Annotated in this window: 13 protein-coding genes; 2 read left to right on the top strand and 11 right to left on the bottom strand. The window is 44.7% G+C overall.

Features of this window, described 5'->3' with window-relative positions:
• Positions 1–339 precede the first annotated feature (339 nt).
• Both R7P69_RS13520 and R7P69_RS13515 read left to right on the top strand, forming a co-directional pair.
• Positions 340–1,920 carry a BCCT family transporter gene (locus tag R7P69_RS13520; RefSeq protein ID WP_005377659.1) on the top strand — a complete coding sequence of 527 codons (1,581 nt, stop codon included), beginning with the start codon at positions 340–342 and terminating at the stop codon, positions 1,918–1,920.
• 126 nt (positions 1,921–2,046) lie between these two features.
• On the top strand, positions 2,047–2,436 hold the full coding sequence (locus tag R7P69_RS13515) for an AAA family ATPase (protein WP_238952330.1): 390 nt from the start codon (positions 2,047–2,049) through the stop codon (positions 2,434–2,436).
• Between the two features lie 19 nt (positions 2,437–2,455).
• On the opposite strand, the gene R7P69_RS13510 is transcribed toward R7P69_RS13515, so the two are convergent.
• The 11 genes from R7P69_RS13510 to R7P69_RS13460 form a co-directional block, all read right to left on the bottom strand.
• Entirely contained in the window at positions 2,456–3,094 is a 639-nt protein-coding gene (locus R7P69_RS13510) for a sugar transferase (RefSeq protein WP_054576904.1), read from the bottom strand.
• Between the two features lie 10 nt (positions 3,095–3,104).
• Positions 3,105–4,295 (bottom strand): glycosyltransferase family 2 protein, encoded by a 1,191-nt coding sequence (locus R7P69_RS13505; protein WP_238952331.1) that lies wholly within the window; start codon positions 4,293–4,295, stop codon positions 3,105–3,107.
• Positions 4,288–5,406, bottom strand: coding sequence for a glycosyltransferase (locus tag R7P69_RS13500; protein ID WP_054574133.1), 1,119 nt, complete (start codon positions 5,404–5,406; stop codon positions 4,288–4,290). The genes R7P69_RS13505 and R7P69_RS13500 overlap by 8 nt, the downstream gene beginning before the upstream one ends.
• Positions 5,407–5,627: 221 nt before the next feature.
• Positions 5,628–7,061 carry a GumC family protein gene (locus R7P69_RS13495; protein WP_005377649.1) on the bottom strand — a complete coding sequence of 478 codons (1,434 nt, stop codon included), beginning with the start codon at positions 7,059–7,061 and terminating at the stop codon, positions 5,628–5,630.
• Entirely contained in the window at positions 7,058–8,182 is a 1,125-nt protein-coding gene (locus tag R7P69_RS13490; RefSeq protein WP_104975301.1) for a glycosyltransferase, read from the bottom strand. Before R7P69_RS13490 ends, R7P69_RS13495 begins: the two co-directional genes overlap by 4 nt.
• A 115-nt stretch (positions 8,183–8,297) precedes the next feature.
• Positions 8,298–9,662 carry an O-antigen ligase family protein gene (locus R7P69_RS13485; protein ID WP_167415198.1) on the bottom strand — a complete coding sequence of 455 codons (1,365 nt, stop codon included), beginning with the start codon at positions 9,660–9,662 and terminating at the stop codon, positions 8,298–8,300.
• Positions 9,659–11,089: a lipopolysaccharide biosynthesis protein gene (locus tag R7P69_RS13480; protein WP_238952332.1), complete on the bottom strand. Its 1,431-nt coding sequence runs from the start codon at positions 11,087–11,089 to the stop codon at positions 9,659–9,661. Before R7P69_RS13480 ends, R7P69_RS13485 begins: the two co-directional genes overlap by 4 nt.
• Positions 11,082–12,254 (bottom strand): glycosyltransferase, encoded by a 1,173-nt coding sequence (locus R7P69_RS13475; protein WP_042522932.1) that lies wholly within the window; start codon positions 12,252–12,254, stop codon positions 11,082–11,084. The genes R7P69_RS13480 and R7P69_RS13475 overlap by 8 nt, the downstream gene beginning before the upstream one ends.
• Positions 12,255–12,265: 11 nt before the next feature.
• Positions 12,266–13,450, bottom strand: coding sequence for a glycosyltransferase (locus tag R7P69_RS13470; protein WP_053303085.1), 1,185 nt, complete (start codon positions 13,448–13,450; stop codon positions 12,266–12,268).
• Positions 13,451–13,594: 144 nt separating this feature from the next.
• On the bottom strand, positions 13,595–14,665 hold the full coding sequence (locus R7P69_RS13465; RefSeq protein WP_137281981.1) for a glycosyltransferase family 4 protein: 1,071 nt from the start codon (positions 14,663–14,665) through the stop codon (positions 13,595–13,597).
• Positions 14,640–16,166, bottom strand: a complete 1,527-nt coding sequence (locus tag R7P69_RS13460; RefSeq protein ID WP_065274521.1) for a sigma-54-dependent transcriptional regulator — start codon at positions 16,164–16,166, stop codon at positions 14,640–14,642. Before R7P69_RS13460 ends, R7P69_RS13465 begins: the two co-directional genes overlap by 26 nt.
• Positions 16,167–16,417: the final 251 nt, after the last annotated feature.

Here is a 16,417-nt window from a genome sequence, read left to right as displayed (position 1 = left end):
TGATTTGGTTTCGTCGTTAATTGTGAAACCAAATCAGCGCAGGTCTTCTCTATTTGCGCAGTGACTGGCTATGAACTTAAGTATTTCTTGTGTCTTTTCTAGTCTACAACCTACGACAAAATCAATCGTTAGACCTCATAATTTTTGTGTTGATATTATTTCCCCTTTATCTGTCTTGAATTGAGCTTAAAATGCAATAAATCACGACTTTTTGCAAAAATATGTGATTGCTGCTAAAATTCGTCCCGCTTTAAAACTTTAGAGTTCAAATTAATGGAGGGCGGTATTGGAGTTCTTCTCACCTGAGGGGCGTTTCAAATTCACGTTAAATTTGTATTTATGGATAATGCATTTAAAAAATATAGTATTGATACAACCGATTATCAGGTTGGACAGGATAACGTTCAAAAGTGGGGATTCGATATACATAACCCGGTTTTTGGCATTAGTGCGGGGCTCGTTGTTTTCTGTCTGATTTCACTTCTTCTTGTTGAGCCAACCACTGCTCGAGACGTATTAAACGGTCTAAAAAACGGAATTATCGAACAGTTTGATGCGTTCTTTATGTGGTCGACAAACTTCTTCTTATTGTTCGCCGTTGCTCTTCTTTTTTCTCCGCTAGGTAAAATCCGCTTAGGAGGCAAAGAAGCAACGCCGGATCACTCAACCGTTTCTTGGTTGTCGATGCTTTTCGCCGCGGGTATGGGTATTGGTCTTCTGTTCTGGAGTGTGGCTGAGCCGACCGCGTATTTCACTGATTGGTGGGGAATGCCACTTAACGCAGTACCATACACCGAAGAAGCAAAATCCCTCGCGATGGGTGCCACTATGTTCCACTGGGGTGTACATGGTTGGAGTATTTACGCACTCGTTGCACTAGCATTAGCGTTTTTTGCCTTTAACAAAGGTTTACCACTTTCATTGCGCGCGGCGTTCTATCCAATTTTTGGTGACCGTGCATGGGGCTGGTTAGGTCACGTTATTGATATCCTTGCCGTTTTGTCGACGCTATTTGGTCTTGCAACGTCGCTAGGTCTGGGTGCTCAGCAGGCGACCAGTGGTATTAATCATGTCTTTGGTCTAGAAGGCGGCATTGGTACACAAATGATTGTGATCACCTTCGTTACCTTTATCGCGGTGCTATCAGTGATTCGTGGTATTGATGGTGGTGTTAAGCTACTGAGTAACGTCAATATGGTGGTTGCGTTTGCGCTGCTTATTTTCATTACCTTCATCACGTTTGATACGGCGTGGAGCTCGCTACGCGACACAACAATGGCTTACATTGAAAATATTATTCCATTGAGTAACCCTCACGGTCGTGAAGATGAAACTTGGATGCACGGCTGGACGGTATTCTACTGGGCTTGGTGGGTATCTTGGTCACCGTTTGTTGGTATGTTTATCGCGCGTGTGTCTAAAGGTCGTACGGTTCGAGAATTCTTATTCGCAGTCATCGTTATTCCTACAGTTGTTACTTTGATTTGGATGTCTGTGTTTGGTGGTATCGCGCTTGACCAAGTGGTGAATAAAGTTGGTGAGCTAGGTGCAAATGGCCTAACTGATATTTCATTGACTCTGTTCCATGTTTACGATGCGCTTCCGTATAGCTCAGTGATTTCAATGCTTTCTATCGTGCTGATTCTGGTATTCTTTATTACATCGTCAGACTCTGGCTCGCTGGTTATCGATAGTATTACCGCCGGTGGTAAGATTGATGCACCAGTACCGCAACGCATTTTCTGGGCGTGTATTGAAGGCGCAATTGCAGCCGTAATGCTTTGGGTTGGTGGTAAAGAAGCCTTGCAAGCATTGCAATCAGGCGTTGTTGCAACAGGGTTACCGTTTACTTTTGTTCTGCTGTTGATGTGTGTCAGTTTGGTGAAAGGGTTAAGAACTGAACTGCCAGCTTACAAATAAATACAACACGATCCATGATTGAGTTTAAATGCCGAGCCTAATGTGCTCGGCATTTTTTATTTCTACTTTTCTTTTCCAATAATTTCGTTACAGTTTAGGCTTATTCCCACCTCATTAAACTGCATTATGTCACTGGCTAAACTCATTCTTATTCGTGGACTTCCGGGTTCAGGTAAAACAACCTTAGCAAAACAACTGGCAATAGAGCTTGGTGCTAAGCATTTTGAAGCTGACATGTATTTTGAAAATGATGAAGGTGATTATCACTTTGAACCAGTTCAATTACCTCAAGCGCATGAGTGGTGTTTTCAGCAAACTAGAAAGTGGTTGAACAAAGGGAGAGTCGTGATTGTGAGCAATACGTTTGTTCGACATTGGGAGATGAAGCGTTACTTGGACTATTGCGTGAAGAAGCGCATTGAGGTGGAAGTTAAAGTGTGTCACGGAGCGTATCAAAGCATTCATGATGTCCCACCAGCGACGATAGAAAAGATGCGACGCCAGTGGCAAGAGTGACCGTTACCAGAACCAGGGGTTACTGACCTCGTCCGTCAATCATCACAACGAATGTTTTGCTCATGATTGAAAGGTCCATTGAAATCCAAGAGTAAAACGAACCTAAGCTTAGTGCGTAACTGTGGTCAAACCCAACTTTGCGTCTTACATCTTCAATGCATGCATCATAGCCTTGGTTAACCTGAGCTAAGCCTGTGATACCTGGTAACACGCCATATGTGCGCTCTACAAAATAGGGGATTTCATCTTCCAATTTCTGGTAGAAAGCTGGGCGTTCTGGGCGCGGCCCAATCATCGACATTTCACCTCTCAACACATTAAACAGTTGAGGTAGTTCATCTAAACGCGTTTTGCGTAAAAAGCGTCCTACTGGCGTGATGCGGGGATCATTTTCAGTTGCCCATACTGCGCCAGAGCGTTGCTCTGCATCAATATACATGGTGCGAAACTTCATGATTTGAAAAAGATCCATTTTTTCTGGTGTACAGCGCCCAACACGCAGTTGACGATAGATCACTGGGCCTTTCGATGTGATTTTTATAGCTAGCGCGATAAATGGGAATAGCGGTGCAGTGACGACCAAAATAAGCATTGCAACCAGTACATCAAACGTTCTTTTCGCGTGGCATACATTTGAATCGTAGCGTGAGTTTTTCATGATGCTTTCCTTATTGGTTGACGCGTTTCCAACGTCCATTTTCCATTCCGAGTAAATACTTCATACCGCCGATAAAGTTGGCGAGATGACCAATGACGATGTAGCTAATCAGCTTAAAAGGTTTAATTGTGTTAAGTGCTGGCATCAAGTAAGTGATAAGCGCGATGCTATAAATGCCAACTTGAGCGAACAGCATTACTTGAAACAGCGGATTGTGTGCCAGTAGTAGTGAGCAAATAAAGCAAACAATCATCAAATAGGGTGTTGCTAAGCGCAGAACCTTTCCCGATAGAAATGCAAAGGCAGTGCCACGATAACGAGGTAGCAGTAATTGCTTTAATTGCATGAGCTGCTGCATGTTACCCGCTGAAATTCTTAGGCGCCGCTTGAAATCTGCGTTGTCTGAGCTCTGTTCTAGTTCAAGAGCCAGCATGTTTGGCTCGTAAATAGCGCTATAGCCTCGCAAAACGATTCTCATAGGGAGAATAAAGTCGTCATTAATGGTGCTGACTTCCAGTGGTTCAAATAAGTGAGTTCTGAAAGTGTAAAATGCACCGTGGGAACCAATCGTTGAACCTAACAAGGATTCTTGATGCTTTACTCGAGACTGGTATCGCCAATACGCCGCTTCACCTTGGTTATCAGTACTCATTATTTGATATGTTGCGTTAACCACTCCAACGTTCTCATTTTGATAATGCTGACTAGCTAGCAACAGAGAATCGCAAGAAATCAATGCCGACGTGTCACTCAGTGCGGTAATGTCCGAGCTAACATGACGCATTTCTTCGTTGAGTAGGGCAACTTTACCGCGATTGACTTGGTGATCATTAATAATGAACAGAGTATCAGAGCAGATTGCTTCTTGAATTGTCGCTTGAGCAATCTCGGCTGTGTTATCTGTGCAGCCATCACATGCGATCACTACTCTTAATTTATCCCTCGGGTAATCTAGGCTCGCAAGGTTACGGATCTTCTCTGCTATCCATTGTTCTTCATTGTAGGTGGGCACGATGACAGTAATAGAGGGTAGCTGGTTATCTGTTTTGGAGGCTTTGTAAGCTCGCTCTACAAATGGTGCTTTGGTTTCGGCTTGCCGTTTTAAAGGAAGCCATTTAAGGAGCAGTGGGTACCCAACGTGATGATAGACAATCAAAAATGCGGATAAACCAAACCCTATAATCCAAAGTAAATCATTCATAGCTAGCCTCCTTGGCCAAACGTGAGTAGCGACTCACCATGTCTCTGATATCAAAGTGTTTGAGAATAAAAGTTCGAGGAGAACGGTGTGATGATTCCAGTTGTTGTGATAACGCTTCTGCCAACGAAAACACGCGATTTGCTTCAACCAGTGTGCTGTTGTTCGGACAGAGCGTCTCTTTCACGCCGCCAACATCCGTTGCGACGCAAGGAATGTCACATGCTTGAGCCTCGAGGGTTGAGAGAGGAAAGCCCTCTTGAAGTGATGGTAAGCAAAACAAGTCTAGGCTTTGGTAAAAGCTGGGCATATCGTCCACCAAGCCTAAAAAGGTTACTCGATCTTCAAGTTTTAACGTTCTAACTTGTGCTTCCAATTGAGTTCGCTGAGAACCATCACCTGCGATTGCTAGGTGTGTGTTTGGCGTAAGATGAGAGAAGGCTTCGATAAGCACTTTATGGCCTTTAACTGCTTCTAGACGCCCGGCAACGCCAATCACGATTTTGTCGGTTGGAAGTTCAAACAAGTGTCTTGTTGCCGTTTGGTCACCGCTTTTAAACTTCTGACAGTCAATCCCGTTATGGATAGTACAAACTTTGCGATACTTTAACTTAGTCTGTATTTGATGGGCGACAAAGTTAGCATCGGCAACCACTTGCGGGCGAATCATCGTTAGCAAAAGGGACTGTAGTTGAGCTGATTTTTTGTTATTAAGGTGCCATGCGTCGTGCTCGGTATGAATCACTACAGGTACGTGCGCTAAACGTGCAGCAATACCACCGTACAGAAGTGGGCCGATATGGTGAGTGTGGACCACATCAGGCTTAAGTCCTTTGAGCATGGAAGTTAGCGTACTGATGGTTTTTCCGCTGAATCCAGGTTTCTTATTAAGAAAGTGCAGTTGGCCTTGGTAGGGCAATAGTTTTTGCCAACCTTGTAGTGCATGTTCTTTGCTTCCTTCTAAGCTCACGACAAAAACGGAATGGTTTGGCTGCGCAAAACGAAGCATTTCTAGTACGAGCGTTTCTAAACCACCAGGAGCTAAGTGTTGCACGACGTGTAATATCACTTTTTTGCTGTGCTTAGTGTTATTGTGTTTTTGTCTGAATTCCATTTTCAAACCCTCGTTGAGTTCTTTGTTTATTTAGGAATTGCAGACTGCGTGCCAAAAAATTAATCATTTAAAAACAATAGGTTAATATTGATGTTTGTGAGACTTTATGTTTATTCTCAATTTGAGATTCATATTAGTGGGCATGCTATGAGGCTGTATAAGGCAGTAGTAAAAGAAAAGCACTCGCCGACCGAGTGCTTGTAAATGAGTTCTTATGGCGCTTAGTTTCCGTACACTACGTTAGGTAAAGTGGTGATGACAGGAACACCAAGGTGTTTTTCTAATGCTCTTTTAGAGCGGATAGAGTTATCGGCTAACTCTAGTATCGTCGCTAATCCAATGCCTAAACCAGCGCCACCAATAAATCCTAAAATGACAAATACAAAACTAGGTAAGTTAGTTGGAATCGTTGGCGTGAACGGTTCATCAATGATTTTTACGCGCTTATTCTCTTCAAACTCTCCCAAAGAACCCGTTAGTTGGGCCATCTCATAGCGTTCGACGAGTTCATCATACATTTCTCTCTTCACTGCGACGTCACGAGCTAAGCGGTTGATTTCTGTTGCTGTGCTCCCAAATTGGTGCGCATTTCGCTCTAATTCTTGGATCATGTCTCGCAAGCTGTTGGTTTCTTCCGTAAGTGCTTCAAAACGTCCGCGCATCATTTGTAATTGATGTAGTTGGGAGACAAGTAGAGGCTGTGCTTCGCCAAGACTGTTTACTGTGGTATTGCTCGCGATATCCCATAGTTGAGCACTGTTTAGTTCTGGTTGTTTAGAGTTCAAGAGTACCGAGCGTTCCTGCTCCAACCGGTTTAATTCTCGCAACTTACCTTGCACCAAACTATGCGCCTCTGTGTATTTAGCGCGAAGCAGGGTAAGTTCACTACGAATGTCGATGATTTGCTCTTCCAGTTTACCGATAACCGGGTTCGTTTTGGATAGTTGTTGATCCAAACTGCCTAGACTTCGTGAAACACCAGCAAGCTCCGCCTCCTTTTCGGCTAGCGTTTGTTTGAGGCTAGCAAGGCGAGTAAGGCTTTGAGCTTGCATTTCGGGCGTCGCGTCTGAGTAAGTATTTTTATACTCTGCAAAAGCTTGTTCAGCCTTGTCTAGTTCTTCCCTGCGTTTGTTGATATGGATAGTCAAAAAATGACTCGAATCTTTAATCGAAGAACGCTCAGGAGCCAAAAGCTGTTCGACAAAATGCTCTCTGACAGAGAGCAGCATCGACTCCATTCCTTCTGATTTACCACTTTGCAATTGAATTTGAATGAAGTCTTTACCGAGTGGCTGAACAGACAGGCGCGACGCAAGATCTTTTATGATGAACTCTTGCTCTTTTGCACTCATCTCGTCATTGATCAGCGATTGTTCTTTTGCGACAGAATACAAAACGTGTCGGCTTTTTAGCAGAGTACTGAGTGCGCTCAATCGGTCTTTAAGCATTGTTGAGACGGCAAGGTCTTGAAGGAACGGGTTCATTTTCGCTGTCTCTTGAATAAGCATGCTGGTATGAGCAACATAAGTCGTCGGAACCAGTTTACTTACGATGAAACCCAGCACAGGCAAGACAAGCATAGGGATAACGATCATGTAACGACGTCGCCAAGCGCCATGTAGTAATACACTAAGGTTCTCTCTCAAATCGTTCATAGCGTCCTCACTAATTTCTCAACTTGGTTGGCTCTTGCTTCCCAGCTTTGCTGTTGAACATATTGCTTTGAGTTTGCCGGGGGTGGGATCAGGTGATCGAGACTGGCGCATACATCTTCGACATTTTGAACTATGTGGAGCATATGCTTGTACGGCATTAATGCAGGAAACGACGTGCTAATAACGGGGGTTCCCGTTGCCAAATACTCAAGAAGCTTGAGGGGGTTACACGCTTTGATTTGAGCGTTATTAACAAAGGGCAACCAGCTTGCGTCCCAGTGTTGAGAGTAGCTTGGCAAAGTGTGATGAGCTCTTGGGCCGAGATAGTAAACGTTACTTCTTTGAGGTAGCGGATTGTCACTGAGTTCGTTGGGGCCGATGAAAACCAGATCCCAGTCAGGTGCTTGGTCTGCGACTTGGGCAATTAAGTCGTAATCTAACCATTCAGACAAACTGCCATAAAAGCCCAGCACTTTGCGGCCGTTGTCAGGCAAGTCTTTGGCCTTCGGCGCTGGCTCAGAAAACAGACTAACGTCGACACCATGAGGCAAAGTGACGGTTTTATGTGATGGAAATTTGGTGGAGAGCGTTTCGCTTGCCGTAAAGATAACGCTGGCCGCATTAACAAGAGTACGTTCGTGCTTAGCTACCGTGTCGTGGTCAACACCAGCTAAAGCGCTAAAGTCATCGCCACAATAGTAAATCAGTCCACGTGGGTTCATTTCTGCACAAAGATCGGCAGCAGTCGGGAGCGACGTCCAAAATACAGGCTTATCAAAACCAAGAGCTTGTAATTGTTTGTTGAGTTGGTGTTTCATCATCTTAGCGGCCACTTTTCTTGCTAATGCAGAACTAGGGGCAGGAATGGTGAGCAAGTTGATGATGTGAATGTTTGGGTTTGTTTCAGAGTCCAATGTTGGCTTGTGTGAGCCTACGTTATGAAATACACGAGTGAGTTTGTTTAACGCACGTTGTATGTCTTTAGAATCCAGCTTAGGTTGACGAAGGCCAATGGAGTTCACCCAAAGGATTCGATGGTTCGCTGCTAGTCGCTTGACAATATGCTGAGTGGAAGAGGGTAACCCTCCAAAATCTTCTCCAAATACTACGATGTCCGTCATGTGGCTCTCCTTGAGTCTTGGTTATTTGATTACTAATTAAGTGAGTAATCACAATGCGTGCCAAGGAATTAGCCATTTTAAAACAGTGAGTTATGGGTTTTGTTTATGTTTGAAACTAGGATTTCTCATTTTGACAGTCACTTTGAACAATACGGCTAACGACAACTGTTAATGCCGCTAGAATGTAAATTGGCCAAGTGAAACCTTGAGTCAGAAACGTACCTGATACGATGGTACCGATAAGCCCACTTAACACGGCGTTTGCTCCTACAGAGAGGGTGTAATCTGATTTTGGTGTCAACAATGAGATGGAATGCAAAGAGGTGCGGATCAATGACACAATTAAAGTAATGAACACCGCGAGTCCGACAAAACCCGTTTCTGCCAACACGCCAAACCAAGTACTATGGACCGCGTGGTTGATACCATCCCAGTGTGGGCTGTAGAAATAGTAATTAAAGTAAAAGTTATCTAGACCTACGCCAGTCAACGGGTGATGCAGCGCCATTTTAAATGCCGCTTCCCACGCATAAAGTCGCCCCATCGCAGAGGCATCTATACCATCCTCAGCGGCTCCCCCCGATTCTCGTCCTGAAATACCAGCGAATGCGTAGAGTACGATGGCTGCTACGGCGCCTAGTACCAAGACTAATGTTTTGCTTTTGATGTGTTTAAAAGCAAAGTAGGCAAATACAGACAGTGAACCGAGTAACCCACCGCGGCTCTGAGTCTCAATGATCGCAAAGAACAAAACCAAACAGGTGATAAGGGCAAAGAGCCTGAGATGCTTGGGGGAATGCTTCTCCATCAATTGACTAACGGTAAAGGCAAGGGGAAACATCAGCACTAGTGCCAAATCGTTAGGATCGCCAAGTACTGAACCTATGGATCGTCCTATTGACACGCGCGTTCCTTCGACTAAATCAATGCCATTCGCAGCGTTTTGTAATGCCACTAAGCCAATCAATAATCCGGCGAAAATAATTGCTTTTGACATCTGAGCGAGCTGTGAAGGTTTAGTAATAAGCCAGGTGATGGCCAACGTCATAATGATGATTTTCCAATAGGTATTTTTGAACACCGTTATTGCGATATCACGACTGGAAGCGAATATTATTCCGATGATCACCAGACCCCAAAATATACACAGCCACTTTAATGAAGGGTGCCAAAAAGCTGTAATCTGGCGGCTTATAAGAAGGTGAAAAGCGAGTGCGGCGAGTGCCCCCAGTGATAACAGTAATGGGATCTTGAAGTTATAGATAACAGGAAAGGCTTCGTGAATACGAAAGAATGAAAAAATAACGAACAGTGTGACAAGCCAAAACGTTTGATTGAGAACAAACAGTAACGCGAGTGGTGCGAAACACAACGCAACAATCAAAATGGGATGAGGCATAACAATCCAAAGCAGGCCGATACAGACAGTGATCGTCAGTGCTGCGATGGACTGTTTTGTTCTCACCTTGGTTTCATTCATAACGAGTATCTCTTCACCTGTCCACGCCGTTTCACTATGTATCGAGTGAGAGCATTGAGCGTCTCTTTACTCATGTAGCGAGTGGCTATCCCTGCCAGCAAACTGCATGTCAAAATGCAAATTGCGATGGCGATGCCTATTGATTGTGAAGAGTGAAGCAGGAACAGTGCCACACCGGATATAATCTGTAATAAAACCATCAGACTTAGGTGAAAAGGCAACGTCATACATTGTTGGCCTACTACATAAGTCAGGCCCAGCTTACACAGTTGTGCGTAATAAAGCGCAATGAACACACCATAAATACCCAGAGAAGATAAGCCAAACAGCAAAGCAATCGCAACGCACGCAGAGACGACATTTATACCCAGTAGCCAGCGAGTACGACGCTTGTACAAAATGGAGATGTTAATCAGCTCGCTCCATTCTTTTAACATGGCGATAGGTAGCAAGAATAAGCTGAATAGTACCGCCTCATGATAGGTTTCTGGCAGTAAGTGGGTGATCATCACCATTGCTAATGTGCCAACCACTACACTCAAACCTGTAATGTAAATCATACCTAAGTGTTTGATGCGCACTGCTTCAGTGTTCTTGCGCCCTTCTAAGTAGTTAAATCGACGTGGCATCCACCACATGCCAAACGGCTGCACTAAAATACACATGCCCACTGCAAATTTTACCGCTATCGCGTAAATCCCTAACGTCGCAAGAGAAGTGTTGGCACCAATGAACCAGCGCTCAGCGCCATTGAGACAAAATGCTACTAAACCGGCCATCATCATTGGTAGGCAGTAGTTTAGGTATTGTTTTGCCAATGTCAGCTTAGGAAGAGTGACGTTGTAATGGTTAGCGATGTGCAGCCAAACAAATTGAGTAATAGCAGCCAACAAGCCCCCCCACAAAACAGAAATAACATGGGGATGAACAGACAGCGCCGCGACGATAAAAATGACCTGAAAAATGGTGGTAGTGACCATGACGTTAAGCAGTGTTCTTGCTTTGTCGTCTTGTGTTCTTAACCAGGCAGTGCCGATTGCAATACTGCCTTCTAGAACGATGGCAAACATAACAATAGCAAATTCGACTCGCGTAAAAGGCGCGGGAATGGGGGCGATTAAAATGATAGTGAGCAAGCTAAGAGCGACGACGCTAGCGATGAGTAAAGCAAGTGAGTACAGCTGGTTTAGTAGGCTTGTGCGCGTATTTTTATCCTTTTCAACGCCGACGAATCGATAAAGCGCTTCATGCAAAGCGAAACTGACAAACAAGGTCGTAACAACACCAAAGGTTGTTAGAAGCTCAAGCTTGCCCATTTGTTCTGGTGAGAGAAAGTGGGGCAATACAGGCAGCATGATTAGGCTGATGCTTTTATTGATCACTAAGGCGATAGCAAATAGCGTCATGTTGGTCATTGCTTTAGACATGGTCATATCCTTTGATGTCTCGCGGTGTCTTGAGTGTGCAATCATTGTTGGTAGCAATTTCGGCAGCAAGGTGCTGGGCGATTGGCAAATAACAACGTTCGGCTGTGTATAGTTGAGAAACATTGAGTGCTTCGATACCCATCGTTACTTTCATCCACGGCGATTCATTCAAAAGGCGAATTGCGTTGTGTAACGAAGCCACATTGTTAGGCGTGTATTTAATACAATTTCGGCCGTGAGTTAACACGCGGTCCCAATAACTATCATCGTGTGGAATGACGACACACATACCTGCAGCGAGAGCCTCCAAAATAGATAACCCAAAAGGTTCGTTGATACTGGTGGAAACAAACACACCACACTGTGAACGCAATTCATCTAAGTTGTTTGGGCACTCATGCCATTCAACACCTTGTGTGTTGAAGTCCGGTGTTGAATATTCCACACCTGCCACGTTAGGTTTGATGTAACACACGGTGGATTTGATCTTTTTCGACTCATCAAGTGTTAAAGCATCAAGCAAAAGATCGATGTTCTTCCATTTTAGTAAGCTAGCTGCCCAGAAAACGCGGCTTGAAATCGGATTCGCTTGTTTTGGCCAGCGATCTTTCGATAATCCATTAACAAACGTAGATGTATTCAAACCACACCAATAGCGTTCGGTGGCTGGCTTCTCTGTTTTGAGGTAGGCCTGTAATGCTTCTACCATTGATTCGCGGGTGTTTGCCAAGTAGTAAATTGCCGATGCTTTTACTAAGCAGTAGCCAGCAGATCTCGATCGTCCAATAGGGCCATGAACCATCTGTACCACAGGCTTTTTGCTAATTAATCGTAGTAAGTACAAAGGCATATCATTACTTGGGCAAGATAGGCCCAAAAAGCTATCTATCTTTGGAAGCTTCATGCACGCGTAGAGAAGTTGGAGAAAGTAGTAAGCGTTCATCAACCAGTAGGTCAGGCCATGAGTCGAGTTAAATGGTGACGGTTTTATTTTTATAACTTGCACATGCGGTGTACCACTAAGCAGTGACGCCCAATGCTCTGGATTTGTAGTGAGTAGATAACCAATCACGTTCAGCTTATCGCACTGCTTAAGGAGCTCTGCATTCGCGATTTTGGATCCACCTTGCATTGGGATGGCGTCGAACATCAATACACGTTTCATGACCGGGCTCCTCAATTGATGCTCAACCAGCGTGAAAGAGGCTTCATGCAGTGAGTCATTGGCATTGGTGTAATGGCGTTGTTATTAAGTTCACCTTCGTAAATACGTTCAATAGCGTTGATAGATGCAGTCGTCGTTAAGTGCTGGCTAGCATGTAGGTAAGCGTTTTCCGCCAGCTTGTTTCTTAATGCCGCGTCTTGCATGACTTGTTGAATCGCGTTTAACAGGCTCGCCATTCCACTGTTCTGGTACAGCAATGCAGAGTGATTATGCTCGAACAACTCAGGAATGCCTCCCGTTTTAGGAGCCACGATAGGCAGTTGAGCTAAAGCCGCTTCCCCGAGCACGAGACCAAAGGCCTCTTCATAGGCGCCGCTAATAAAAGCGTCTGCATTACCACACATCCACGCTCCGGCATTGTGTTGCTCCCCGACAAAGTGCACTCGTTCTTGGATACCAAGATCCGCGGCAAGCTGTTGCAATGCTTCTCTTTCTTCGCCGTCACCAACAATAACAAGGTGAGGGTTGTGGTGGTGGTAGTTGTGCATGCGCATTGCGCGAATAAGGCGGTCGAACCCTTTGCGCTTAATCAGCGAACCCACCGACAGAAAGGTAAAGGCCTGTGATGGGATTCCGAGGCGATCTTTAATGTCGATGGGTGTATCCACGCCTTGAAGTGACACGCCGTTGTGTACGACATGAAGTTGGTTTTGCGGGTAGCCGTCCTGAAGAATTTCGCGTCCAACATCTTTGCTAACGCAAATCAATTTTGGAGAGAGGTGAAGTCCGAGAGAGAAGCGATCGCGCAATGTATAATGGCAATGAAGTTGCGTGACAAGTGGTATATGATTCATGCGAGCAGCCAAACACATCCATTGACAAGGGCCGCCGCTATTGACGTGTACCAAGTCGATGCTGTGCTTTTCGATCAAAGCTGAGCCTTGTTTGATAAGGCTATTCCACCCGCTAATATCCCAGCGTGGAGCGCTCCAACCACCCACCAAATTGAAGGCTGAATGTTCCGCTTCAATTCCGAGCGATTGGCACTTATCGATTAATGGTTGGCAGTTTGACCATACGAATGGCTCAAACTTATTGCGGTCGATTCCTGAAATGAGATCCAGAAGCACCACTTCACTGCCGCGAATCCAATTATCACCATAATGAACATATAGAATGCGTTTTGGCGTAGTCATAAGTCACCTCTGTCTCATCATTAATCTGCGTTAACTGCTGAGCTGCAATAGAGATGCCAAAATATGCCATTAGTTTATATGATTGAATCTTATATGATATTTATGTTTGGAACTCATCATTCTCATATTGAGAACCAATATGGATTAGTGATCCGTTTCAATTTGATATTTTTGTAGCAATACGGGAATCACACTTTGCGCTGAGAAATCATCAATGATGGTTTGTCGAGCATTCTGGCGAATGAGTGATTGTTGCGCTTCACCAATCGACATCCAGTCATGAAGACATTTAGCAAGAGAGGGAATGTCTTCGACGATAAAACCATTTTTACCCGTTTGGATAATATCTGGAAGACGACCTACACGTAAGCTCATCACGGCAATGCCTCTCGACATGGCTTCAAGCGCCGCCATTGGAAGACCCTCATAACGAGAAGAGATAATAAGTACGCTGATATTTTCCCAAACACCTTCCATATCGGTTTGATGGCCGAAGAAAGTCACATTTGAAGGGGCAGTTTGATTAAGCGACTCTTTTTCTGGGCCATCACCGTACACACTAAACTGTAATGTTGGACAGACCCTCGCTACCTCAATAAATTGATCGGCGCCTTTTTCCTGACTCAATCGGCCGACAAAAGCGATTTCCTGATAGTTGAGTTGACTGTTGGGAATCGAAACAAAGTTATTCAGCAGTTCTGAAGAACAAAAAACTTTGCGCTGAATACTTGGACTGACAGCAAAGCAATGGTCAGATAGGCTGCCTGAGCTTCTATCAAGCCAATCGTATAGCCATAGCTTCCCTGAGGACGATTCACCAGCATGATAAGTTGAAATCAAACGAGGAAACGTTCGGGTGAGCAGTTTGGCGCAGCGCGACAAAATCGACGCTTTATAACCATGGGAGTGAACCACTGAGGGTTGGTGATTGGCGACGGCGCTTGTTAGGTGCTTAATTTTTAAAGCTTTATTGGGCTCGCCAGACAAATAGTTTAAGTAACTCACAGGGATCGCGGCTTCTTTTGCCTTCTGTACAATCTGAGCGGCTGGCGAATACTCAGTGGTTAGCACAACTCGAGCTTTGTTTCCAAAGGCGATTAATCCCCGAGCTAGCTCGATAACGTGACTTTCAATGCCGCCGAATAGACGGCTATCAAGCAAGATCCAAATTTCACCAATGGCAGGTTTATCAAGATTGTTCGAGATTAATTTCATCCGCTTCCCACGCTTGTTTTTTTCGGTAAACCGTAGATGGGCTTAACTCCAGCATGACAGCGGCGTTGAGGACGTTGCCATCACAGTACGCGATTGCGTTTTGAATTGCTTCACGCTCTACTTGCCACATAGGACGAATGGTTCCATCAGCGTTAAAGTACGGTGAGGTAGCAGCAGAGGACGGTGTACCAGGCAGCTCCGCTGCGGTAATCGACGGTTCGACCGCAGAAGGTGAAAGTTCCTCAGTATAAACAGGTGGTGGTGTGATTGGTGCAATGTTTGTTGACTCTTGAGCAACATGCGCAGGCGTCGTTGTTTTCGTCACTTTAGACTTTTTAGTAAGTTGAGCGGGTAGGTGGCTCACCGTGACTTTTTCGTCGTTATTAAGCACCACAATGTTACGTATGATGTTTTGTAGTTGCCTTACATTACCCGGCCATTCGTAATGCTTGATGATATGTTGAGCTTCACTGTCGATTGTTGAGAATTTCTTTTTGTCCTGTTTGGCGTAAGTGGTCAAGAAGTGCTTGGCAAGCGTGACGATGTCACTTCCTCGTTCACGTAATGGGGGCATATCGATAGGTATAACGTGCACACGGTAGTATAAGTCTTCACGAAAACGACCTTCTTCTACTTCTGTTAATGGATCTCGGTTAGTGGCACAAATGATTCTCACATCCACTTTCATTTCTCGAGTGCCACCAAGAGGGGTGTAAGTGCCCGTTTGTAGAAAGCGGAGCAACTTCTTTTGCATCTCAAGTTCCATTTCACACAGCTCATCAAGAAAAAGCGTGCCACCATGTGCCAGCGTCGCCGCACCTTTTCGATCTGTTGTTGCTCCAGTAAAGGCCCCTTTAACGTGACCAAAAATCTCACTTTCCATCAAATCTCGTGGAATAGCCCCACAGTTAATTGCAATAAAAGGCTTGTCTTTACGGTCACTCTGGCGGTGGACGGCTTCAGCACAAACTTCTTTACCTGTGCCGCTTTCTCCCACAATAAACACACTGGCAGAAGTTGGCGCAACAGCATCAATGGTCTTGTATACCGCCTGCATCGGGAGGCTTGAACCGATGAATCCGTGATAGTTGTGGCGATCAAACTTGGACTGAATATTTTCCACCAAATCTTCCAATTTGGCGCGTTTAAGGTGCAATGCAACTGACGTTTTTAGGCGATCAGCGTTTATGGGCTTTTCTAAGAAATCTTCCGCACCTTTTTGAATTAGATTAACGGCTAAGTCGACGCTGCCGTGCGCCGTAGCAATAATAACGGACGTAGGAATGTCATTCTGGTTGATCCAATCCAGCACGTCTTCGCCAGACATGTCGGGCAGTTTCAAATCGAGAATGATGAGTTGAGGTTTGCTTCTTTCAATAAATTGAATCGCTTCGCGACCTGTCTCGACATGAAAAATGTCATAAGGTTCGTCTTTCACATACTGCTTATAAAGTATGGCTAGTGAAGTAGAGTCCTCTACCAGTAACACCCTTGGTCTCATAGTCCCATCCCAACGTAGTTTGTTTCATTTTTTATGATTTTTGTCAGCACTACTATTTGGCGTTATGAGTGGTTTATTGCTCTCTAGTGCTGAAAATTCTCAATTTGAGAAAAGCGTTATTTAAGTATTAGCACAAGGTAGGAAATTTGCGAAAAATCCATACTTTTTAATTGATTAAGTTATGCCCAAATAATTTCAAGGTGTGTGGCTTGGCGAGGGTGATTGAATTTGGAGCCTAAATTTCTGAGATG

Source organism: Vibrio sp. 661, assembly GCF_033339315.1.
In the GTDB taxonomy this organism is placed as follows: Bacteria; Pseudomonadota; Gammaproteobacteria; order Enterobacterales; family Vibrionaceae; genus Vibrio; species Vibrio alginolyticus.
Note: the sequence above shows the minus strand (reverse complement) of the source record. Positions and strands in the feature narration are given on the sequence as shown.